We start from the raw sequence: 25341 nt of genomic DNA, 5'->3' as shown, positions 1-25341 counted from the left end.
TCAATGTGTAAACTCATTTCAGACGACACAACAGAAACAAAAAGGCCGCAGCGATTAAGCTGCGGCCTTTTTGTCGCTATGCACTTAGATTAAGTGTCATGAATAATGATGATATTGCTCAACTGTTGAACATCCAATTCAGACAATCCAGTTACACCCTCGAGTTCAATGGTGACACTCTTATCGCCCTTGGTGACATTAACCAAGGTGCTCGTATTATCATCGTTTTCAGTGAGTGTAATCTTGTCTCCGCCGACGGCGACATTATCTAACAGTGCTTCTAATGATGTATTACTATCTTCAAATACCTCTGACAAGTCGATAACGTCGCGGTTTCCTTCCACTTGAGAGAAATCAGTAATCACATCATGACTGCCGTCTAAGTCACCTTCGCTCCATTTGAAGGTGTCATCTCCAAGACCACCAGTTAATACATCATTACCAAGTCCACCGGATAGAACATCGTCACCATCCGTACCATGGATAACTGTGACGCCACTGCCTCCCTGGACTGCATAATCGACTTCTTCAGACTCGTCCACATTACCATTTGGCATGATATTGACGTTAACGGTTGCCGTTTCTAGGCTTGGAAGTCCATCTGAATCGATAGCTCTATAATCAAATTGATCCGCTACCTCACCATCGGTAACCTTCACGCTTTGAAGCACAAAACCAGCGTCTTTGCCCTCAGCGTTAAATGGCATAATGCGCATTTCATCAAATGGTATATCCGATGCTACCTCAATAATTGCTTGATGGTCGTCGATAACGCCGTTATCCATCACGATTGGATTATCATCTAATAAAACACCACCAGCATATAGGTAAACAAAGACTTGAGCCGCACCATTACCGTTAGCCGCAGCACTAAATTGTCCAGTTAAGCTTCCTACGCCGACAAGAGCTCTTGTCATCATGCCTGCCGTAAATTTAATGGACATAAATTCACTTTGTTTGGCTTCAGTTTCTTTCCCCTGACCTCGCTCATCATCACGTTTAGTGTAGAAACCAGATTGCTTAGCTGCGCCTGCGCTATCAAAAGCTATCTCTTCCATTTCAACGCCAAGATGAGGTTTGTCACCCTCGTATGTTCCTCCAGTAACAACAATGTCATTACCAAACGGCTCATCTCCTTGAGGATTATAGCCCAGCGCTGAAACATCAAAACCAACTTCTAGGTCGTAAAATATATCGACACTATCTTCCACCACATCGCCAACGTCTAAGTCGAAGCGCTCACCAGAATTACTTAGGAAATAAAGTTGACCATACTCTGGCTCATCTGTGATTTCCACAAGAGTTGCTTTTGTATTACTGGCATCGTCCTCACTATCCGTAGAAAAATCTGCAAAATTGAGTGGAATAGTGTCATCCGGAGCAAAAAACTCAAAGTCTATGACTTCAGGAGGTGTATTTGATGCAGATGGCTCTGGATTATCTAGTACGACAAGGTTAATCGATTCTGAAACAACCTCATCTACCGGAGAATAGGTACCGTCCAATTCAGAGGCAATCGCTTTGATTGTAATAGGATAGGTTCCAACATCAGCCACTTTAATTTGCAGATCATTCAGGTCACTCCAATCAGATATATCGACTTCTCCAGAAGGTCCTATGATCGAAGTTTGAGTACCATTGGTGACAATAGCGCCTTGTGGTAACCCTTGAATCAGTAGAGTCAGTACTTCTGAACCATCGGTATCATTTAGACTGGCAGAAATATCACTAATATCAATGAAGGTGTCCTCGTAACCTACATTGCTTCGTGTCGAAAGTACTATATTATCAAGCAATGCCCCATAGCTATTCTGCTCAGGCGACTCAAAAACAACTCGATAATTAAAGCTATCCGGAGTTTGGAAAAACAGCTGTTCATCTTCAGACCAGTCTCTAACCACCAAACTATGCTCTTCTCCGCTACCATAGGATCGCAATGTTTCAACTTCAACCCAAACACCTGATGAGGTCTCTTTTTCAAGCTTAATATCCATCGGTGAATCGCTACGTCTAGCCGCAGCATCGAAGTTTAACTCGTAGAATTGTCCTGGAGTTCCTTTGAAGCTAGTAAATAAAGAGTCTTGTTGACCACTACGCCCCTCTATTTCAAAGATCTGGTTTTGCTCACCATTACCCAGATAAACGCCTTCTTTACCGACTTCACCTCTATTGGTAATAACGCCCCAATCCCCACTATTTAAGTCATCAGGAGTATCCACACTGAGTTGCGCACCACTAATATTGCCTTTCCAACTGCTATTACCCAGATTGACATTTTCAAAATTGATTGCAGAAACAATGTTCTCGCCGGTCACAATTAATGTTGGGGTATCTGTTATTGGTCGGACAGTAACCGCCAAATCATGCTGCTCTACCACATTATCATCTGCATCACGACCGGACACCGACAAAGTGAAATCGACATCGCTATCTTGTGGTGGCTTAATGGATAAATTCGCTAATTGTGATGGCAGAATATTTGCGGCATTGTTGGTCACGACTATCTCATCAGTACCTGAGAATAAGGTTGCTCCATCAGGAATACCACTAATCACAACTTCTGTTGCATCACTGTTTGCGGGCAACTGTATATCCAACGCAATCTTGTTGTCTTCGTCACCAATCGCGGCGGCAACAACTAGATCAGCGATCGCAGTAAAGTTAATAGTTGAAACTGCGGTATTTGATGGTTGCATTGCATCATCAAAGATCGTGATTTCAATGATTCTGTCCTCATCATCCGGAGATTGTGAGGAGTTGGAGAACTCAATTAGCTGAATAGCAGCTTCATAATCAGCAGGTGTCGCTTCTCCGCTCAGAGTGATTTTAATTGCACCAGAATCGAGTAGTTCTGTCGTATAACTAATGCCGCTAAGCAGTGGGTTAGTCGCACCATCAATCCCAAAATTGTCATCCGCTTTTGGATTGGTTAAGACAATTTCTGCCTCATGAATGACATTTTTCTCATCAAAAATAGTGATGTCACTATCGACAACATCAATAGCGCTATCACCCTCTTGGTAATTCGTATCGAAGCTTGTACCGTCAGCACTTAAGTCAAGATCGAGCGTTGGTGGCATATTGTTTTCACGCTCATCAACAATAGTAACAACAGATTCAGTGCTTTCACCTTCATCAGAGTCAACCGCTTTGTATTTAAAGCTGTCGTTCAGTGCGGTTTCTAGATAGCGTAGGTCCCAATTACCTCGACCATCAGTACCAACACTCACTCCCTCAATAAGCACCCGTCCTTCAAAATCACCTAAATCATCAACAGAGAAGCTCAGTTCATGGAATAAGACGTCATTTCCTGACGTATCTTTTTGTACATCAGGTGTGTAATCGACGGTATCGCCATTGCTGAGTGTGACCTTAATCGTCACAGCAGATTCGTTTCGGCCACCTAAGTCGCTATAGAAATAGCCTCCCATGCCATCCAAGCCAAGGTTAACGTGTGTGGCAGGACGATCTTCAAAGTTGATCGATAGCCATTCCCCCTCGTTAATACCTTGGCCACCACCAATACCTAAGCCATGACCAACATGATTATCTTGGACATCCCCTCGATACTGAGTGAGATTACCTTTGTTACTGATAATGGTGATATTGTCTGTGCTGCCGTCAGTGTTAGAGAGCTCTAATACTCTATTCTTACCATCGACTGCAGTACCCCAGTTGTAAAACTCTTCTTGAGTGCTTTCCATATCACTCGATGTTGGCACCACTTTAGTACCAAGAATGAAGCCTTGAGCATCAGAGTCAGGCTCATAGGTTATCTTAGTTGGATCAAACGTATCACCATTGGCAACATTTGTCTGAGTGATTTCCTCACCATCATGATAGAGCGTACCACCAATAGGAAGCTCGGTGATCGCAACTAGAACCTGTTCAGAATTTAAGTCATCTTCAATATCCGAAATATGGTCGTCGCCGTCTCCAGAATCTACACCATCAACGGCAGCTCTCGTAGTATCAAATACGACGGCTGTAACATCATTATCAGTGATACTGAAACTAAAGCTTTCTGATTCTGGTCCGTCATTGATAGGAACGACATTAATCGTTGAAATTGCCGTGTTTGATTCGATATTTTGGTCATCGAACACCTTGATTTCTATCTGTCTCGGAATCGCGCTTGGATCTTCACTATCATTACTAAACTCAACCCACTTCAGTGCAGCCTCATAATCTGAAGCACTGCCCGTGCCACTTATCACAATAGTATCGGAGCCTAATGCATGAGTGATTGTCAAACCTGAAGCAAGTACCGCCGCAGCTGCGAGTGCAATTGAGTCACCAGACTGAGCGTTGGTAAGGGTAATTTCAGCTCTAGTTATCACATCGATATCATCTGTGACAGTGACGTCTTGGTCAACAATGACAACAGGATCATCACCTTCACTAAAGGTTGTAGTGTAACCCGTACCATCACTTGCATTAGTCGGACGCAGGGTGACGACTAGATCATTAAAGTCTTTATCACTCTCATCGTACGCGATATCTTCAACACGGATTTCCAGTGCACCGTCATCAACTCCAGAAACCGTAAATTGATACTGAACACTATCTTCTGTTGATAAGTAGACAGGCTTACTTGGTATCTGGCCGTTTACCAGCAAGTCGCCTTGAGCATTAAAACTGAGTACTGCATCATCTGGGGTTTGATTTGCACCATTGGCAATAAGGAAAAACTCCAGCCCTTCCTTAGAATCCAGTTCAGCTAGTAACTGATCATTGGCAAGTCCCGCATTAGTATCATGTATTAACACTACAGGGTCGGTTGGATTACCTTGTGAGTCGGTGTAAAAATAACCAAACACATTAGAGTAACCCGCTCTTTCACTCTCAAAAACAATCTCGTAATCTTCGCCATTTAAGTCAATGGTAGGGGCTAAATTATCATTATCACCACCAGACTGCCCGCCTAGTTGCCCATCATCAGAAATAGTGGCACCAGCAGACACGCCTACGTTACCGTTAACTGTCAGACCAGCTGGCTCAGTCACTTTTAACGTAAAGTTCTCATCTTGCTCATAGACATCGTTATCTTGGATACCTACTTGGATATTGACGGAGGTAACACCAGCAGGAATGGTAATCTGGCCATTAACAATCTGTAGTGGAACATTGGTCGTCCCATCGTTATAGCTCGCCGTCGTAGTAGTAAAGTCATCATCATCGGTATCAACATCGAGTCGATCGAGCGCTACCGTGAGGTCAACATCAGAAGGATTACTTAAAGACAGAGTGAACGGAACACTTCCCGCATCTTCGCTCACTTCCCCACCACCACTCAATGAGAGTGTGATTGGATCGTTATCTTGAATATCTCCAGTCACGGTTTGACCGTCGACTACCAGAGTAAAGCCTTCGTCACCCTCATAACGATTATCATCGATTGTCGGCAACGTAATCGTAAAGTCAGAAACGTTAGCAGGAACTTCAAGCTCTCCAGTCACCTCGTTGTAAGTGACCCCATTGCTGAAGGTCATAGTCGATGGGTCAACATCATTAGCTGAAGCCTCATCGCCATTAGCGCCGAACTCAATGTCAAAGAAAGTCTTCACATTGGTAGAACCGTCCAGAGTCACGTTATAGGAGAAGCTCTCCCCTTCTTCAACACTAGCCGTACCTATCTCAAACCCGCTGACTGAAATCGGTCCAGGGTTGACCAGAACATTCACTGTTGCAGTGTCAAAGCCACCTTTATCGTCGGTAATTTGGTACTGGAACTCAGTGCGACCCGCAAAGCCTTCAGGCAAATCGAAAATGACATTACCACCTTCAATACGCGCATCACCTTGCGTCTCCCCGAACACGTAAGTGATACGAATATCATCACCATCCACGGCATCGTCGTTAGATAAAAGCTCTGAAAGCGGAATGACGACAGGTTCATCATGGTCGAAGACATAAGCGCCCGCACCGACCACTTCAATGCCCTGAAGGAAATAATCAGAAGAGTCAGTGCCACGTGCAGGGCCACCTGTAAAATCAACAGACTCAAATACCAATTTGTCGTAGGCAAAACCGCCCGTTTCAATATCAAACGTGCCTTTATTACCTGACTCATTATGGAAATAATCACTGGCAACCAGAGTATCGCCCAAATAAGCACTCCACTTACCTTGTTCATGACTGCCTGCCCCGCCCTCATTGGCGAACAAGTTGGTTACAGAAAAAGCCCCATCTACAGCTGGCTCTTTGAGCGTAATAATGAGCTGCTCAGACTCTTCTTCATTTCGGTTATATTGAATTTGAGATTCAGGGCCACCGTTGGTAGTGCCATCAGGAATACCAATACGGTCAGTACCGTCGATATTGTAGTTAACAGTTTGGCCATCATATTTCGCCTGAATGCTGTCAACCATATCCCAACCTTGATCGCCCGCTCCCATATCACCTTGAACAAGGCTATAAGACTCTGGATCATCAATCGCATCTGGTGCTAGGTTGGTACGTTGGTCATCGATAGTCACTGTTGATTCATCACTATATGCGCCATCAGAATCAAGTGCTTTATAATCAAAGGAGTCTTCTAAACTCGTCTCTAGGTATCTTAGTTCCCAGTTTCCATTACCTTCAGTTCCAACCGTGACACCATATATTTGTAACCCTTCAGCGCCAGAAAGATCATCGATTGATATCGTAATGTCTAAATCAAGATCGCTATTACCAGACGTCGTCTTTTGAATCGGATCTAGAACTCTCGTTGAACCATCGCTTAAGGTAACGGTAACTAGTACTGATGACTCATTGGCATTGTTGAGATTTTCATCAAAATAGCCACCTAGACCATCTAGCCCTAATGTCACTGAAGTGGCTGGTCTCTCGGAGAAATCAATCGAAATAGTCTCTCCCTCATTGATGCCTTGTCCACCACCGACACCAAGACCAAATCCAACGTGGTTAGCGTCTCCCCGGTACTGAGTGAGATCCCCACCAATTGAGGTAATCCTGATCGAGTCATCACCCAAAGTTAAAATGCGCTCTCCAGGATTATTACCGGGAGACCCCCAGTTTAAGAAATCGGTTTGCGAACTGGCTTCGCTGTCCAACCCTTGCGAATCTTTAACACCTAAAACAAAGCCTTGAGCACTTTCATCAGGTAGATAGGAAATATTATCTGGATTAAACGGTGTGCCGTTAGCCCCTCCTTCGACATGGAGGTCAGCTTCAACAATCGCTCGAGTTTCACCGTTTTCAGTGTAGAGAAGTGTACCGCCTAAAGGCAGCTCAGTGATTACAACTGACAGTGACTTTCCATCCGTGGTACTACGATCATCTTCATAGTCGGAGATATGGTCGGTTCCATCACCCTCAATAGAACCTTCTCCAGTATCAAAAATAACTGGAATCGCATCATCTCCGGAGAGTGTAATTGAGAAGTCTTCGGAGTCAGGTCTATCATTGGTACCGTTGATAGTAATTGTTACCACTTCAGTGTCAGTTGCTCCCCACTCATCTTCAACGATGACGTCAAAGGTAATTGGCAATGTCTCACCTTGAGCTAGCTTCTGAACGGCGTCTGATTCGTTATCTAAAACAAATTTCCACTCCCCCGTTTTTGGGTCAGTGATAACGAACTGACCGTACTGTGAGGTACCATCAGCAACTGAGAAAGTGAGGTCGTGCCCAGTATCTACATCATTAGCCACTATGGTCCCCGTTGCTTCAGGTGACCCTACATTGATGCCACCAGACTCAGTGACTGCACCCGTAAGGTCGCTTTCGTCTTCGTCAATTACTGGTGCATCATTGCTGCCTTTGACAACAATTCGAATCGTCTGCTCAACACTAGCACCATGTTCATCTTCCACGACTACCGTGTATTCAAGACGTTTCTTCTCACCTTCTGCCAACGCATCGGTCGCTGGTAGATCATCCTTCAGCTCGTAACGCCAGTCACCGGTTTCTTCATCAACAGTGAATGTGCCGTAAGTGGTGTCTGCTGGCTCTTTGAGTGTAAAGCTCAGCTCGGCTCCATTGTCGACATCCGACGCATCAATGAAACCCGTTGTGACAGCTTTACCGTTGTCATCATCACCGGCTTCACGCACTCGACCTTTACTGTCAACATCGTCTATGACTGGTGCATCATTGCTGCCTTTAACAACAATTCGAATCGTCTGCTCAACACTAGCACCATGTTCATCTTCCACGACTACCGTGTATTCAAGACGTTTCTTCTCACCTTCTGCCAACGCATCGGTCGCAGGCAGATCATCCTTCAGCTCATAACGCCAGTCACCGGTTTCTTCATCAACAGTGAATGTCCCGTAAGTGGTGTCTGCTGGCTCTTTGAGTGTGAAACTCAGCTCCGCTCCGTTATCGACATCCGACGCATCAATAAAACCTGTTGTGACAGCTTTACCGTTGTCATCATCACCGGCTTCACGTACTCGACCTTTACTGTCAACATCGTCTATGACTGGTGCATCATTGCTGCCTTTAACAACAATTCGAATCGTCTGCTCAACACTGGCACCATGTTCATCTTCCACGACTACCGTGTATTCAAGACGTTTCTTCTCACCTTCTGCCAACGCATCGGTCGCTGGTAGATCATCCTTCAGCTCGTAACGCCAGTCACCGGTTTCTTCATCAACAGTGAATGTGCCGTACGTGGTGTCTGCTGGCTCTTTGAGTGTGAAACTCAGCTCCGCTCCGTTATCGACATCCGACGCATCAATAAAACCTGTTGTGACAGCTTTACCGTTGTCATCATCACCGGCTTCACGTACTCGACCTTTACTGTCAACATCGTCTATGACTGGTGCATCATTGCTACCTTTAACAACAATTCGAATCGTCTGTTCAACACTGGCACCATGTTCATCTTCCACGACTACCGTGTATTCAAGACGTTTCTTCTCACCTTCTGCCAACGCATCGGTCGCTGGTAGATCATCCTTCAGCTCGTAACGCCAGTCACCGGTTTCTTCATCAACAGTGAATGTCCCGTAAGTGGTGTCTGCTGGCTCTTTGAGTGTGAAACTCAGCTCCGCTCCGTTATCAACATCCGACGCATCAATGAAACCCGTTGTGACAGCTTTGCCGTTGTCATCATCACCGGCTTCACGTACTCGACCTTTACTGTCAACATCGTCTATGACTGGTACATCATTCGTCCCTTTAACAGTCACCGAGATAGTTTGAGTAACCACCGCGCCCTGCTCGTCTTCAACTTGAACGGTAAAACTCAGAGGAACTTCGTCACCTTCAGCTAACGCTTCTACAGCATCCGCTTCGTTATCAATAACAAAACTCCATAAGCCATCGCTAGTGATACTGAACGTGCCATACGGGTTGCTAACGTCGCCTACTGAGCTCCACGTTAGGTTAGAAGAATCCACATCTGTCGCTGAAAGTTTACCACCTGTACTTGGTGCTCCGGCATCCTCAGTACCATTGTCAAAATGCCCAGACTCTCTTACTTCGCCTTCTGTAACCAATTCTGAGTCAATTACTGGCTTGTCGTTCGTACCTTGGATATTGATAACAATCGTTTGAAAGACATCAACACCTTGGTCGTCAGTGACTTTAACTTTGAATTCAAGAGAAGTTGATTGCCCTTCTCGTAAGGCTTGAACTTCATCTGCAGTGTTGTCTAGTTCAAATGTCCAGAAGCCGGCTTCTGTAATCGAAAAATCGCCATATGTAGAAGACACATCGCCGTCTTTTGACCAAACCAAACTTTCGACTGGAGAGTCTACATCTGTGGCATTCAACTGTCCGCTCACCGATGACGTTCCTATGTTCTCTGAACCGTCATCATTGTGTCCAGCTTCGACAACGTCACCACTGATTTCGCTATTTGCACTGATAACAGGTTTATCGTTAGTGCCAGTAATAGTGATTACAAATGGTTGTGACGTAGAGGAGTTTAAAGGGTCGGTGACTTGGACGGTAAAGGAGAGTGTGACAGTATCATTGACGTTTAAAGCTTGTGTGGCATCCGAGTCATTATTTAAACGGAAGGTCCATTGCCCATTATCAGCTAGCTCAAACTCACCGAAGTCAGATAGATTGTCCGGAGTAGAAATCACATCCCATGTTAACGTTGCATCGTCAAATTCAAGGTCGGTTGCTGAAAGCTGACCTGTCAGCTCAGCCGTACCGTCAAAATCACTACCGTCAGAGTTATGACCTGCTTCCACAACGTTTCCAGCTAAGGCTTCACTAAGAATTTGCGGAGCTGAGTTAACGAGTACCTGAAGAAGAGTATTAGATTGCGTCGCGGTTAGTCCTTGCGCCTCAAGGCCAGAGGTGTCGAACTGAGTTTTAGCTAGAGTTTGCGAATCATCACGCTCGATAGCGCCAGTAGTCGTTGGGCTTGAACCATTGGCTTCACCTGCAGCAGTAGCTTGTTCTTCATTTTGAGTCGGATCTTCTCCGGCCTCAATGGCAGCGATGATTTCTTCGGCATCAATATCAGAGACATCTATCTCTTGGTTTTCCCCATCTTCTTGAATCAATACAAGGTCTATATCCTCTCCGACTTCTGTATCGTTCAAAACGTTGATAACAACGTCCCCAGGTCTTGGTTCTGTTCCTTCAGGAAGGATGGTGAGTTTTCCTTGAGCATCTATTACTAACGTACCAGACACTTTTGCCAACCCAAATAGAGACAACGCACTCATGATTTACTCCTTGAATTGCTTCCGACGCCAGGAAACAATATCTTTTATCAGTTCTAGCCAGCCTTGCTTGCGCGGATGGACATATGCCCAAGCTCGAAATTTTACTTTTATTTTACATTTAGATATCAGATTAGTTGACGAAATGAAACTTTTTGGGGAAGTATTTTTCGTTTGTCTCAAAAACGAAAAAAGTCTCGCAAATACGAGACTTTTTGATGAATGTTTTAAGCTTAATCTTAGCCGATTACAGTGATAAATCCTTGTAAGATGATTAGGTTCACAATATCAATGAAAAACGCTCCCACAATAGGCACTACCATAAAGGCTTGAGGAGATGGACCGAATCGATTAACAATAGACCCCATATTCATAACCGCTGTCGGCGTAGCCCCTAAACCAAACCCACAGTGGCCACCGGCTATAACCGCTCCATCGTAGTTTTTGCCCATCACTCTAAACGTAATGTAATAAGCAAACAGCCCCAAAATAACCGATTGAACAGACAGTATGATTAAGAAAGGAATAGCCAGATCAAAGATGTTCCACAGCTGAAGACTCATCAATGCCATTGCTAAGAAAAGCGATAATGACACCGTACCGAGAATATCGACCGTTTCTGCATCCACTTTATAACTTTTGGTCACTTCGCAGATGTTGGTAATGAAAACACCGATAAATAACGCATAAACGAAGTCAGGAATCATTAACCAAGATATTTCAAATGTATTGACCCACGCATGTAAATACTTCGCTCCAGTCACACAGATGAGTAAGATAAACAGAACTTCAATAACCTTTTTAGCAGTCACGCGATCTCTTTCGTACTCGTTATAAGTTACCAATTCAGGGAAGCGCTCATGAGTATCATTGCCTCGGCCATACTCTGACTCAAAGTTATTCTTATCAATGAGTCGTTGTGCAACTGGACTACCAATAATACCGCCGATAATTAGACCAAAGGTTGCAGAAGCCATCGCTATTTCTAGTGTGTTGCTGATGCCGTAAGTCTCAGTAAAGGTTTGAGCCCAAGCAGCCCCAGTACCGTGTCCGCCCGACAAGGTAATAGAGCCCGCAATTAACCCCATTAACGGCTCTAAGCCGAGCATGGTGGCTAATCCAACTCCGACACTATTCTGGATAATAATATATACCGATGCGACCGCTAAAAAGACAAAGACTTTAGCGCCACCTTTCATTAGTTGGGTGTAGTTAGCCGCCAATCCTACGGTGCTAAAAAACATCAACATAAATGTTTTCTGCAAGGGCAACGAGAACTCAAGATTAACGTTGTTAAAGTGTAAAACCGTAATGATAAGGGCAACGATTAATCCACCAACGATGGGTTCAGGGATGTTGTATTTTTTTAGAACAGGGAGCTTACTATTAATGATGTGTCCCAGAAAAAGAACGCTGATAGCGATCAAAAAAGATTCTAACGTGCCAACAGAGATGGTGTTGTTCATATAACCTCTTTTTTTGCTTTATCGCTCATCTTCCTTAATGAGGTTCGACTAAATTGTAAAGTGTAGTAGAAATAGAATAGATGGCGACTCGCTTTACGCAGACACCAAACGACCTTGTTTAGACTATCTATCACTTCTTAAGGTGCCGGGAAGAATCGGCAAATATGTGGCCATAGTTAATTAACAGAAACACTGTTAACCTGTTGGCTACATTGAGTTTATGAATATAAAAAGAAGAACTACACTAAATTAATCGCGCAGTGTACCACAGTCAGGCCATTGCGACTAATTGAACCATCGAATATATGGATAACGGAATGAAATCTATACTAACAAGGACTGTTTTTTCAGTCGCTCTATTGACACCATTCGCTGCGATAGGCGCTGTCAATATTAGCTATGGCGATACAAATACAACGTCAGAACAACAAGCGAAAACTGCAATCGCACAAAGCAAAATAAATGAGCTGGTGGTACAGCTCTCCGATGCTTACTTTCCATTTAACAACGACCTAACGATTCAATATGGCGGTGATGACGGACCACTTTACGATCCTCAAGCTCATGTCGTGCATATTCCGTATAAATTCTATACCGACTCACTCAACTACTTTTTAAACAACGATTACCAAAAGAAGTTTGGCAAACCAGCTAAAGATGGGGCGCTTGATACTCTACTTCATACATTGTTGCATGAAGCAGGACATGCTTACGTAGCAGATCATGGGATTCCTATTCTAGGCAAAGAAGAAGATGCCGTAGATAACTTTGCGGCAGTGTTAATGCTCAACTACGTAGAAAACGGTGCCGATGCCACTATCAGCGCTGCAGATATGTTCTCCTTTGAATCCGAAGACCGGCCCGACTATTACGATTTTGCCGAGTACATCGGTGAGCATAGTTTTGATCTACAACGTTATTTCAGCACACTTTGTTTAGTATATGGTAGTGACCCAGAGAACCATGCCACGCTTCTGGATGAGATAGAAGAAGACTATAGAGACGAGCAAAAAGATAAATGTGAAATGACTTTCCAACAGATCGATATGAACTGGAAACAAGTATTAGGAATACAAGAAGAGCAAAGCTGAAAACAAAGAAAGGAGTTGATATGGCGACCCAGCTCATCGTATTTTTTGATGGTACGTGCCCACTTTGCGTCAAAGAAATGCAATCTCTAAAGCATCATGACAAAGCACTAGCCATTAAACTTATCGACATTTTCTCTCCAGAGTTTGAGGCCTACCCTGATATCGATCCTAAAGCGGCCTCAGAGCGCCTTCATGCCTACGATACAGAAGGAAAGTTGCTTCTCGGCTTGGACGTTACTCATAGAGCATGGAGCTTGGTAGGAAAACCACATCTTTACGGATTCACACGATGGCGAATCTTCAAGCCTGTTTGCGATTGGGCATACCTGAAATTTGCTCGTAATCGCTACCAAATATCGGGCTGGCTAACTGGAAAGAAACAATGTGAGCGGTGTCGGCTTGATTAATCGACTACCGCTCAGCGCTTTATTTACACTGTAAACGTTACAATTCAGCGTCTTTGCGAACTGCTTTAAGCAAAACAGACGTATCTGAACGATTTTCACCTTGCGAAGAGAGTGCTTTATATCTTTCGACCGTCTGTTCCGTCAATGGAAGTCGAATGCCCTGACGAGCCCCTTCATCCAAACAAAAACCGAGATCTTTAATCATCCAATCGATGGCAAAACCAAAGTCATACTTATCTTCATCCATGGTTTTGGCACGGTTTTCCATCTGCCAAGAACCCGCCGCACCATTTTTCAAGCAATCAACTAATGAAGGAATATCTAAACCACTCTTTTGCGCGAGTATTAACCCTTCAGACAATCCAGTTAGAACTCCAGCGATACATACTTGGTTAACCATTTTAGCTCGTTGTCCTTGACCAACAGTCCCCATCAAGACTGATGACTTACCGTAAGCATCAAATACTGGCTGCAAAGCGGTAAAAGTTGCTTGTTCGCCACCGCACATGATGGTCAGCACACCATTTTCTGCGCCAGCCTGTCCTCCAGATACGGGCGCGTCCATAAAACGGACATCCGCTTTATCACACGCAGCTCCAAGCTCTTCTGCCAACTGCGCTGATGTAGTCGTATGATCAACGAGAATAGCCCCTTTCTTCATGCTCGCAATGGCACCAGAAACGGATGTGGTCATCTGTCTAACGTCATCATCGTTGCCCACACATACCGCCACCACATCGGCGTCTCTAACACAATCCGCCACTGTTTCATGATATCGACCATTGTATTCTTCGGCCCAGCGTTTCGCTTTTTCTGTAGTGCGATTAAATACGCAAACCTCAAATCCTGCTTTAGCCAAATGACCAGCCATTGGGTATCCCATAACGCCTAATCCAATAAAACTAACTTTCATTTGTACTCCTTTAATTGCTGGTGGGGTTTACCGCGGCATCCATTGTATCTGCACTAGATAAAATCGCGTCTATTAGCGATTTGACGGCCTTTGGTTGGTATTTCCTATCTTTGTACACCAAAAACGCCTGTCGGTCACTACGATAGTGCTCAGGCAGCAGATGAACTAAATTTGAGTTGCCACGCACATGGCGTAAAGGTAGTGATGCAACTCCTAAGCCTCGCTCAACTGCATCGAGTAACGCTTGGATATCATTGACAACAAGCCTAGGTTTTATCGTCATGCTTTGCTCAAGAGTGTCATCACGGTAAATCGCCAGCTTCTGACTATTATCTATGGCAAGCCAATCTAGCTCTTGTAACTGCTCAATGTGGGTAATTTGGCCACATTTTGCTAAGTACTCAGCGCTAGCAAAAAAGCCGTGACGTGCAGTAAACAGTGGTCGAGCAATGAGATCATCCATCTCACTGATGTCAAACGTAATCAACAATTCTCGATTCGTTTGTGGTTTTAGCTGATCATGGTTTAAAGCGAGATCGATGTGAACTTTAGGGTATTGTTTTAAATACCCTTCAACCACAGGTGCTACGAAAGAATGGTAGAAACTGTGAGGGGCGGACAAACGTACCGTACCAGCAACCTGCTCCGTTTGCTCCGTTACATTACCTAACCCTATTTCGATCTGCTCAATACCACTGCTCAGTTGATCGAAAACAAGCTTACCAATTTCAGTCGCAGCTAATTCCCTACCCTTCTTCTCTAGCAAACGTAGCCCTAAACGCTCCTCAAGCGATGAGATACGTCTTGATACCGTCGATTGAGGCACACCCAATAGATTAGCGGTTTTTAAAACTGAGCCGTGTTCCACGACCTTACAAAACAAGTAGACGTCGTCTATATACCCAAATATGGAATCCACAATTCTAAATTACCCAATATTATCTATTTATGAATAGGTTTATACTTCTTATAACAAAAATCAACAGGAGAATAACAATGAGCAGAAAACAATTTTGGATCTCAGCCCTACTTTCATCTCTCACTATGGGAATCATGATGTCCGGTATTATCTCAGGATACAAAATGGGCTTTAGTAGCGCATGGCCACCGATATGGCTACAGAGTTTTCTTATTGCTTGGCCATGTGCTCTGTTGTTGAACCTTACGGTCTTGCCTCAAGTGAGAAACTTCGCAGCATGGATATGCACTCCAAGAAAGATCAAGAGCAAGGAAGCATGATCATGGGAAAGTACCTTGATCATGCTTCTGGAAATATCATATTCAATCACCGTTTAAAATCGAAAAAACGGCAATAAAAAAGAGCCGACTATGTCGACTCTTTTTCTTCATAACGAGCGTATTATTGCTCTGCGTTATGGTAAACCTGCTGAACATCATCGCAGTCATCTAGCATGTCGAGGAATTTTTGGAATTTCTCAGCATCTTCGCCAGCAATTGCAGTATGAGTTTGCGGTACAAACGTAATTTCTTCTACATCAACCGTTAGGTCTGGGTATTCTGCATTCAATGCCGTTTTCGCTTTGAAGAACTCAGTATGTGGTGCAAATACCGTGATGACGCCATCTTCAAGCTCAATATCAGTTACATCAACATCAGCCATCATCAGAGCTTCAAGCACCGCTTCTTCGTCGTCACCTTTGAACTGGAACACCGCTTGGTGATCGAACATGTGAGCCACAGTACCAGGGCTACCAATCTTTGCGCCAGTCTTAACAAAGCATTGACGAACATCTTGGAAAGTACGGTTGCCGTTATCTGTTAGACAGTCAACGATGACACTAACGCCACCAGGACCAAACCCTTCGTAACGTGCAGGCTGGTAATCTTCACCACCACCACCGCTAGCTTTGTCTAGTGCTTTATCGATAACGTGAGCAGGAACTTGATCCTTTTTAGCTTTAGCAATCAGGTGCTTAAGTGAAAGGTTCATTTCTGGATCTGCACCACCGTTCTTAGCAGCTACATAGATCTCTTTACCATACTTGGAATAAACTTTAATTTTCGCGCCCTGAGTCTTGGCCATTGAGGCCTTGCGCACTTCAAAACTTCTTCCCATCGGGATGTTCTCTCTAATTCATTTTAACGCGGAGGATTTTATCAAATCGTCGGTACAATTCAATTGTGAACGCCGTGAATGGCGCTTACATCACTCCCATCATTCGTTTGTATTTGTCGACACACTGTTCAAACCATGCTTGTTCAGCCTCATCCGCTATCTTTTCGAGTTGCTCGCGTATAGCTTCAGGCCCCGCTTTGGCTTCTTTTAATTGCCACACAACAAAGGAAGCTTGTTTATCAAGTTCAACTTTATTCTTTTCATAGGGTGGGAGAAGCGACAAATTATGGGACATGGTATTTAGTCAGTTGATGTTGGCAAGGGAGCAGAATATACCATTGATGAAGTATTAAACTCAAATGAAAGGGTGTGATTTGGGATAGATAGAAAATACAAAGGGTGGCCTTAGCCACCCTATCTGGTTATCCAATATTAGTGAATCAAGCCTAGCTCTCTTGCTTCTTCGAGAGTTAGACCACTTTCTCTGATTTCCCTCAACGCTTCAATGCGACGTCTAGCTTCTGCGGATTTTCCCTGTTTCGCAGGACGTATGTTTTCTTGGACTTCTTCAGAGTGATCCCACTTACTTGTCATGGATGTCATTTCGTCATGGTCGATTGAATTAATGGACATTGTTACCTCCTGATGAACCATGTCTGAACACCTAATCTGTAGCAAACGACAATTTTGTTGTTAAGAAAAACTGAGTCAGAATGTGATAGGGGCAATAGTTCTAAACAGAAGTTTTAGAAAGCGGTTTTTAAACTTTGAAATCCATCAGCGGTGGGATTACATTTAGGAGATTCCACCTCAGAAAATCAACTTGATCGAGATCTCCTTTTTTCTCCTCTAAGCCCACACCAGATATTAGTTGCACCTCACCCAGAAATGAGGGAATCGTCGAATTTCAGACAAAAAAAAAGCGAGTCCAAATTGAACTCGCCAAAATATATCAGAATGAATGTAACAATATGAGCCAATCTACTTATTTCATTAGAAAGGACAAAAGGTTGTCTATTCGGAATAAATATTAGCCAACCACACTTGTTACTTTGTCAGCTTATTGTCAGCGTTATGTGTTATTCCTAACAAGTTAGTACTAAGTGTAACAAGGGGTTAATTAGCGCTAAATAGCGACCTCATCTAGCACGCGAAATACCGTTTCATCGATATGCCCTTCGTGCACTTGTTTACACACTTTTTTACGGACGGCCAACGCTGAGATCAGTCGTTCAATCGACAAATGCTTGTTTTCTTGTCGAGAGTTATATAACTCCACAACACGACTTAGCACTTCATAGGGAATGACCTGGTCATCAACACGCAACCAATCCAGCTTCTCCATAAGCTCTGAGCACTCTTGTTTGATTGAGGCGACCGAATGCCCTGTCATGGCAGACAATGCCGTTACACTGCGTTCTAGAGCTTCTGATGAAGTATATTTAGATAAGATGATGGTTATTTCATCCGCATTGATTTCAACTAAGTGTTTTCTCTGCTTCACTCTACGGCCCAGGTTTCCTCTTGGAGACGGTGCTTTACGCTGAATTGGCTCAAACTCACCGTCAATGATTGTCGACAGCTCATCGAGTTGCTTACGAGTTACCAACTCGTTGCGTAACGGGTTAGGTAAGGTTGGTGCCATGTTTCGCTTACCTGCATTCGTGGTTCTTGCTCTTGAGTAACGCAATACTTCTTCCACATCACAACGAATATCAACCTGATAATCTGGTAGCTTAGCATCAGGATCTATGCATTGTAGTGTCAGATGATAGCCCCATAAGTTTACATCAAATTGATCATTGCTTGTGGATCCTTCCCCTAGTTTTCTAAGCTCTCGAAGAAGATCCATCGAGAAGCGTCGCCATTCTATGTTACGCGCAAGCTTTTGATTAAGCTCTGAAAGAAGAAGAGTATCGGTATGACGTCGGGCCATACGACTTCTGAAATACGAATACAACTGAAATACCAAGGTATGCTGTTTTAGAATTTCAGGCGGGAACAAGAAAAAATAGTCTCTCGTCAATAACTCTTCGTAGAACGACGGCTCCCACACCAAGATATATAAATTAGGCTTGATCTTGATCTCACCATCCGCGCCTTCACGTGGTGCCTCTTCAGATGCAGTGATCGTTCTGGCTAGAAACCTAAAACGATCACTCTTGAATCCTTCAGGCATATTTTCGCTGAGCCAACGACCTGTAAGCTCGTGCAATTGGAAATCGGTAAATTCAATTCGATCAATACTGTCACGAATGGAATCACGTGCTGGGCCACTGTCTTTTTTACCTCGAAGGGAAAGGATGTCAGTGATATATAAAGGGGTCTTGTTAGGCACATGTTTAGCATCAAGGTGATACTCTTCGTGGTGATGATCATGGTATTGCACCGTTAGCGTAAACAATGCAAACAGCGTCATAAGATCATCAACAGTCATGATATTCTTAGATGATCGAGTTTCAATCACCGCTTTTGTACCTGAGATGGATACCATCGACTTCTGATAGCTTTTACGTGTACGTGGTGGAGCGAGTGCTTGATCGATAATGCCTGCCCAGTTTGTTGGAGATACTACAAACTGATCTGCTTCATCGCGCATAGCTGGTGGCGTATAAAGTCCATGTTCATTCAACAAACGTTTATTCACTTGTGTTTGAGCCAATGCTTTTGATTTTTTTTGCTTTTCAGATTGCTTAACCGATTCGGTAACCAGGCTGGTTGCGCCCAAAACGGATACTAATTGATTGGGATTAATAAACCGATGAAGCATCGTTTTGCCAGCGAGGCCTTCCTCAAACTTAACACCATGTTGGCTAAACAAACCAATATTTACTGCGGCTCTCAAACGTTGCTGAATAGCTGCACGAGTTAGTTTACCGTCAGTGGCGTCGATTAACTCGGTAGTTGAAACGTAACCATCTTTAGAACTGAATCCGCGTAAAGAGATAAGATTCAGCAGTTCCAAAATGCTCTTGGTCACGCCTTTGAAGTGCTGATACTGCTCAATCCAATCGACAGACGTTTCTGTCACTTCAAAAAGATGTCCGCCTTTGTGATCTCGTGGAGATCGGATCAATAATTTTTCATCGTTGCTCATGATTGGATCTATATCACACTATCCGTAAATTCGATATTGTTCCATAGAATAAAGAATAATGCCGAATAAATAAAGATCTATTTTATTGCTCTTAATAAACTGATCTTTACTGATAATACTGATCTAATATGATTAAGTGATCTTATGATCTGGCACTTTTATGGATTGTAACTCTATGTTTTTAAAAGCAAATGTTTGACAAGGATTCGGACGCATGATCATAGTAATTACGAAACGATGATCATTGTTTTTCGAATGCATGATCATAGAACTCTGGAGGCATGATCATCATCTGCCCGAAAATATGATCATTACGCTTACGGATAGATGATCATGAAGTCATCACAACTTATCCACAGAAAAAGTAGAAAAGCTGTGAATAGCTTAATGTAAATATCTTTTAAATCATAAATTTACCTCGAAAGCATGATCAAGGTGGAAGAATTATTTGTCGTCTTAGGCAATTGATGAAAGTAATTGTTCAGATATTACTCGAATTGAATAAAGATAAACGAACAGACGCTTTTTCATCGTTAATGGCTTTAACCCTTATATATTAGGAAGCATGATCAAGTAAGTTTATTGAACCTGTTATTGCATTTTGAATTCTGTCGTTAATCACTGAATCTTACCACTATCCCTTGTTCTATCGGGCATAAGCCGTAATTTGGTCGGAGATTTACATGCTTCCGTAGTGACAAAGTACTTGATCATTCTTCCAAGATAAATGATCGACGTAACAGACCAATAATCCAACGTCTGTTTCTAAAACTCCCCTTGATCATGCTTCTATAGTTTCGGAACTATGATCATGAGTTTTGTCTTTTGGTGCTCTAACATTTCTTCACTGACCAATGAACAATTATTTTTGTGCCTAAAAAGACGCCTAATTTGAAATAGCTGAGGTAGAAACAACAAAGTCCGTAAGTTATCCAATATTTATAATCGTTCCGAGATGTTTTTTATTTACATTGTAAATAGGTTACGTGGTAACGTTTGAAATCTGTTGAGGTTTCTGTGTCTTTCACTTCATTATAACTTGGATTGTTTGATGTATTTTTCATCAGCTTTGTAGGCAAAATCACGATTTAGCTTTTATGTGGTCAATTTATTGTAAAAAACAACACTAAGTGAGTGGACAGCTTTTTGATGTGAATGTACGATATAGCTGTACATTAATTCATTAGGTTACTTGGTTGGAACTTAGGTATGAAAAGAGAACAAACAATAGATAATCTCTACCAACTTGCAGAACAAACTCAGCAAGTACAAGCAGATCGCATCGAAATTGTATTAGAAGAACGAAGCGATGATCACTTTCCTGCAATGTCAAAAGCAATGATGGAAACTCGTTCTGGACTGACTCGTCGTAAACTGGATGATGCCATCAGTAAGATGGAAGCAAATGGTCATCAATTTACTAAAAATAATGCCAATCATTATTCTATTTCGTTGCAAGAAGCACACATGTTGATGGATGCGGCTGCGGTACCTAAATTTCACGAACGTAAACAAAGCGCCAATAATAAACCGTGGATTATTAACGTTCAAAACCAAAAGGGTGGTACTGGTAAGTCTATGAGCGCAGTTCATCTAGCTGCCTGCCTAGCGCTAAACTTGGACAAACGCTATCGTATCTGTCTAATTGACTTGGACCCTCAAGGTTCACTTCGTTTGTTCTTGAATCCACAAATCAGTATTTCCGAACATGAAAACATCTATTCTGCGGTAGATGTAATGCTAGAAAATGTACCGGAAGGGACTGATATTGATATTGATTTTTTACGCCGCAACGTTTTGCTACCAACTCAGTATCCTAACCTAAAAACGATTTCAGCCTTCCCTGAAGATGCGATGTTTAACGCGGAAGCATGGCAAAACCTTTCTCAAAACCAATCTCTCGATATTGTTAAACTACTAAAAGAGAAGTTGATTGACAACATCGCGGATGACTTCGACGTCATCATGATTGATACTGGCCCTCACGTTGATCCACTAGTTTGGAACGCTATGTATGCATCTAATGCGCTGCTTATTCCATGTGCAGCTAAACGTTTAGATTGGGCTTCAACAGTCAATTTCTTCCAGCACCTTCCGACTGTTTATGAGATGTTCCCAGAAGATTGGAAAGGATTAGAATTCGTTCGTCTGATGCCGACCATGTTTGAAGATGATAATAAAAAGCAAGTGTCTGTCTTAACAGAGATGAACTACCTACTTGGTGACCAAGTTATGATGGCGACAATTCCTCGTAGTAGGGCATTTGAAACTTGTGCAGATACCTACAGCACAGTATTTGATTTAACGGCTTCTGACTTTGAAGGTGGTAAAAAAACGCTGGCGACAGCACAAGACGCAGTACACAAAAGTGCACTAGAGTTAGAAAGAGTGCTTCACAGCAACTGGTCATCATTGAATCAAGGGTAACGTTATATGGCTATTAAAACTTCTGAACTTAACGCTAAGCTTTTCGGAAAAGCAAATAAGAGACGTGCAACTACCCCTCAGGAAGCGCAAACCGCAGCCAAGGAACAAGCCCAATATATTGAGTTATCAGTTGCAGGGGAGGAGCTAGTTTCATTTGAACTTGTGCGTATTCCTGCAAATGAAGTGGAATCGAAGACGTTCGTATTTGAAGAAAATGCACGTGAGCAATCATTCTTAAACGAGCACGCACTCTCTGATGTACTGGCAACTTTAAGAGATAAAGGGCAACAGTATCCAGCAGTTGGCCGCCGTCAAAAAGACGGAACCATTGAAGTTCTTGATGGTAGCCGTCGTCGTATGTCATGTATTCTGGCTCAAAAAGAGTTCTTGATTTACGTTGCTGAAAATATCAATGGCGACCACGCTAAATTCTTGTCTGATGTTGCGAACGCCCATAAGCCGCTATCTCTATATGAAAAAGGTAAAGAGATGCTAGCTAAGCTTGAAAGCGGCGAAGCTGAAGACCAAAAAGCGCTAGCGAAAATGTTTCAATGTAGCGAAGCACTGGTAAGTGGAGCTCTGAAAGCTGCAGACTTACCACTAGAACTTCTTCAAGCATACCCTAACGTGAGTGATTTAGGACGTCCAACGATTGTGCGTCTACATAAGCAATTTAGCGAGCTTGATGGTGACAAACAAAACCAATTAATTGAGCGTTGTCACCAGAATGAAGGTTACGTGTGGCAGAAAAGTCGTGCTCAAGGTGTTGCACGCATTACCAAAGATGTGTCGGAAACTCTAGAGAACTGGATGCATGAACTTGCGCCACCTAAGAGAGCTAAAGTCGCGAAAATTGATCTCGTTAAGGGACGGGCTAGTTACACTCGCAAAGGTCCAAATTTAGCACTCAACCTTAAAAAGGTCGATGACCAAACAATGGATGAAATCCTAGAGTTCATAAAAACTAAGATGAACTAAATAACTTTCAAAATACCTCGCCATAGCGAGGTATTTTTTTGTGTTAATATTGTGGTAAGTCCCCACAGCAATGATACCCATGACGGCTTTATTTTCCTCACAGCTTCATCTTCTCGAGCAACAACATGCAATAGCGGATGAGCGCTTTCAACGAAGTGCGCTTATTTTAGAAGGCTCACTGGCATGGCAGCATGAATTGATTGAGCAATTCTCGATGCGCTTTCCTAAAGACTCTAAGTTTCAGCTAGGAGAAGAATCTATCGGCTCTCTAGACGCTATTCCGGTTAAACAAGGAAAACGTCTACTAGGAAGGGAAGTTAAGCTACTCGTCGTGACGCTTAGCGATGATTTTGATGCTAATAGTTTTAATGCTGCACTTGGTGCGCTCGTAGGAGGCGGTGTACTCATTCTGTTAAGTAATGGAAGTGATGTACATCCTTGGTTAGAGCGACACCTCGCTTTGCTACCTCGACTGAAACAATCAAGCCGTAACCTGATTAATGATTTGGCTTATTGGCAAAATCAACACCAGGCGCGTGAGAGTAGCAATATTTATGTAGAACAAAACGAAGCCATCGAGGCCATCGAGCGAGTCCTTACGGGACATAGAAAACGTCCTTTGGTTATTACTGCCGATCGAGGGCGTGGCAAAAGCAGTGCCCTCGGACTAGCGGCGGCAAGAATAGTCGCTTCACGTCCGTGTCGAATCTTGGTCACTGCGCCAAGCAAAGCTGCTGTTCAGCCTGTCTTTGATTTCAGTCAGATAGAACAAAGCGCTTCGTCATCTATTGAGTTTGTTTCGCCAGATGAACTGATAAAGTCAAAGCCTGTTTGTGATTTATTGTTTGTCGACGAAGCCGCAGCGATTCCAGTTCCACTCTTAAAAACCATTGTTGCCTATTACCATCGTCTAGTTATCAGTTCGACTGTTCATGGTTATGAAGGGTGTGGAAGAGGGTTTAGCCTTAAGTTCCTTCCTTGGCTCCAGAAGGAACGTAAAGGAACCAAACTACATCATATGCAGCAGCCGATTCGATGGGCTCAAAACGATGCTTTAGAGAAGTGGTGCGCCGGTGCGTTTCTATTACAAGCTGAGCTAACACAGTTGGCAAGTGACGTTAAGTTTGATTCGTTTGATTCAAAGCGTTGGTCTTTTTCTTCAGTGGCAACAAATGATTGTAGCAATAATGAATCAATATTGTCTGAAGCCTTTGCTTTACTCGTTAATGCGCACTACCAGACTTCTCCTAACGATCTGATGTTATTGCTCTCGTCAAAAACAATGACGCTTTATACCATGAGTTACGATGGTCAGGTTGTCGGCGCTGTTCTCTTAAATAGGGAAGGGGATTTGTCTCTTGATATCGTAGAGAGAGTCCAACTAGGGCAGTCTCGTCCGCCGGGTAACTTGGCGCCGGTTGAGCTAGCTAATCACCTTGCTCTATCAGAGCCGGCAACGCAACGTTGTGGCAGAGTGATGCGCATAGCGGTTCATCCTCTAGTACAATCCTCCGGTGTCGGTTCTGAGATGCTGCGTCGTTTGAAACTACAAACAGATGATCAGGTAGATTATCTTGCCACCAGCTTTGGAGTGACGACAGAGCTGTTTAGATTCTGGCAAAGCAACCAATTCGTTCCGCTTAAACTGGGTAGTGCTAAAGATAAAGCCAGTGGTACCTACAGCCTTACTTTGGTATTGCCAACATCTAAGAATAGCGAAGATTGGCTTTCCCAAGCTAAACAACAGTTCAGCCGAAATCTGGTTTATCAATTGAGATCGGTCAATCGGGATATTCATCCATCGCTTGCATGGTTATTGTTTTCTACTTCAATTATAGAGAGAAGCGCTGCGTTGCCATCGAAGCTCGCCATTCTGTACTCAAGAGGTGGCAACTCATTGGTTTCCAGCCGTAGCGATTTGTTCGACTTCATGGTGTCTCTCGCAAATGCCTCAGTAGATGTTGATAGTGCGATTGTCACGGCCGTCGTGTTGCAAGAATGGTCTTGGGAACACGTTGTCCATCAATTGAGTCTAGCGGGACGTAAACAAGCTGAAGCTCAATTTAGGCTGGAACTCTGTTCACTCATCGAACGTTTACAGTGTAAATTGACTTAAACTTCTCTTACCTTGGATTTACACTGTAAACAAAGCCACCGACGTTTACAGTGTAAATTGCCAGAATCCTGTTTTTACACTGTAAATCCTCTTCAAACTCAAATTCAGTTCTCTCTCATCTACCACACG

At 43.3% G+C, this 25341-nt stretch carries 14 protein-coding genes; 6 read left to right on the top strand and 8 right to left on the bottom strand.

Translation table 11 applies throughout. From position 1 onward, the window contains the following. Positions 1 to 89 precede the first annotated feature (89 nt). Positions 90 to 10643, bottom strand: coding sequence for a VCBS domain-containing protein (locus HOP38_RS25770; protein ID WP_198559325.1), 10554 nt, complete (start codon positions 10641 to 10643; stop codon positions 90 to 92). A gap of 236 nt (positions 10644 to 10879) precedes the next feature. Further along, the gene (gltS, locus tag HOP38_RS25765) at positions 10880 to 12106 is read right to left on the bottom strand and encodes a sodium/glutamate symporter (RefSeq protein WP_006069707.1); all 1227 of its coding nucleotides are present in this window, start codon (positions 12104 to 12106) and stop codon (positions 10880 to 10882) included. Positions 12107 to 12423: 317 nt separating this feature from the next. On the opposite strand from gltS, the gene HOP38_RS25760 reads away from it, so the two are divergent. Both HOP38_RS25760 and HOP38_RS25755 read left to right on the top strand, forming a co-directional pair. Then, positions 12424 to 13197: a DUF4344 domain-containing metallopeptidase gene (locus HOP38_RS25760; protein ID WP_198559324.1), complete on the top strand. Its 774-nt coding sequence runs from the start codon at positions 12424 to 12426 to the stop codon at positions 13195 to 13197. Positions 13198 to 13217: 20 nt separating this feature from the next. After that, positions 13218 to 13604 (top strand): thiol-disulfide oxidoreductase DCC family protein, encoded by a 387-nt coding sequence (locus tag HOP38_RS25755; protein ID WP_198559323.1) that lies wholly within the window; start codon positions 13218 to 13220, stop codon positions 13602 to 13604. Positions 13605 to 13641: 37 nt separating this feature from the next. Here HOP38_RS25755 and HOP38_RS25750 read toward each other — a convergent pair whose 3' ends face one another. Further along, on the bottom strand, positions 13642 to 14517 hold the full coding sequence (locus HOP38_RS25750) for an NAD(P)-dependent oxidoreductase (RefSeq protein ID WP_198559322.1): 876 nt from the start codon (positions 14515 to 14517) through the stop codon (positions 13642 to 13644). A gap of 10 nt (positions 14518 to 14527) precedes the next feature. Then, positions 14528 to 15436 carry a LysR family transcriptional regulator gene (locus HOP38_RS25745; protein ID WP_198559321.1) on the bottom strand — a complete coding sequence of 303 codons (909 nt, stop codon included), beginning with the start codon at positions 15434 to 15436 and terminating at the stop codon, positions 14528 to 14530. A gap of 77 nt (positions 15437 to 15513) precedes the next feature. Between HOP38_RS25745 and HOP38_RS25740 the strand changes: the two genes are divergently transcribed. After that, the gene (locus tag HOP38_RS25740) at positions 15514 to 15756 is read left to right on the top strand and encodes a DUF2798 domain-containing protein (RefSeq protein ID WP_006069712.1); all 243 of its coding nucleotides are present in this window, start codon (positions 15514 to 15516) and stop codon (positions 15754 to 15756) included. A 121-nt stretch (positions 15757 to 15877) separates the two neighbouring features. Here HOP38_RS25740 and HOP38_RS25735 read toward each other — a convergent pair whose 3' ends face one another. From HOP38_RS25735 to HOP38_RS25720, 4 genes are all read right to left on the bottom strand, one after another. Then, positions 15878 to 16594 carry a YebC/PmpR family DNA-binding transcriptional regulator gene (locus tag HOP38_RS25735; RefSeq protein ID WP_006069714.1) on the bottom strand — a complete coding sequence of 239 codons (717 nt, stop codon included), beginning with the start codon at positions 16592 to 16594 and terminating at the stop codon, positions 15878 to 15880. Positions 16595 to 16679: 85 nt separating this feature from the next. After that, entirely contained in the window at positions 16680 to 16889 is a 210-nt protein-coding gene (locus HOP38_RS25730) for a DUF3283 family protein (protein WP_198559320.1), read from the bottom strand. 137 nt (positions 16890 to 17026) lie between these two features. Continuing rightward, the gene (locus HOP38_RS25725) at positions 17027 to 17227 is read right to left on the bottom strand and encodes a PA3496 family putative envelope integrity protein (RefSeq protein WP_006069716.1); all 201 of its coding nucleotides are present in this window, start codon (positions 17225 to 17227) and stop codon (positions 17027 to 17029) included. Positions 17228 to 17720: 493 nt separating this feature from the next. Then, positions 17721 to 19691, bottom strand: coding sequence for a replication initiator protein RctB domain-containing protein (locus HOP38_RS25720; RefSeq protein WP_006069717.1), 1971 nt, complete (start codon positions 19689 to 19691; stop codon positions 17721 to 17723). A 1209-nt stretch (positions 19692 to 20900) separates the two neighbouring features. Here HOP38_RS25720 and HOP38_RS25715 point away from each other — a divergent pair. The 3 genes from HOP38_RS25715 to HOP38_RS25705 all read left to right on the top strand — a co-directional run bounded on the left by HOP38_RS25715 (position 20901) and on the right by HOP38_RS25705 (position 25212). Further along, positions 20901 to 22118 (top strand): AAA family ATPase, encoded by a 1218-nt coding sequence (locus HOP38_RS25715; RefSeq protein WP_198559319.1) that lies wholly within the window; start codon positions 20901 to 20903, stop codon positions 22116 to 22118. Between the two features lie 6 nt (positions 22119 to 22124). Next, positions 22125 to 23096, top strand: coding sequence for a ParB/RepB/Spo0J family partition protein (locus HOP38_RS25710; RefSeq protein ID WP_038227616.1), 972 nt, complete (start codon positions 22125 to 22127; stop codon positions 23094 to 23096). Between the two features lie 79 nt (positions 23097 to 23175). Further along, positions 23176 to 25212 carry a tRNA(Met) cytidine acetyltransferase TmcA domain-containing protein gene (locus tag HOP38_RS25705; protein WP_198559318.1) on the top strand — a complete coding sequence of 679 codons (2037 nt, stop codon included), beginning with the start codon at positions 23176 to 23178 and terminating at the stop codon, positions 25210 to 25212. Positions 25213 to 25341 lie beyond the last annotated feature (129 nt).

Source organism: Vibrio mediterranei (assembly GCF_013364395.1).
Lineage (GTDB): Bacteria > Pseudomonadota > Gammaproteobacteria > Enterobacterales > Vibrionaceae > Vibrio > Vibrio mediterranei.
The sequence above is the reverse complement of the archived record's forward strand: the minus strand, read 5'-3'. Positions and strand labels throughout refer to the sequence as shown.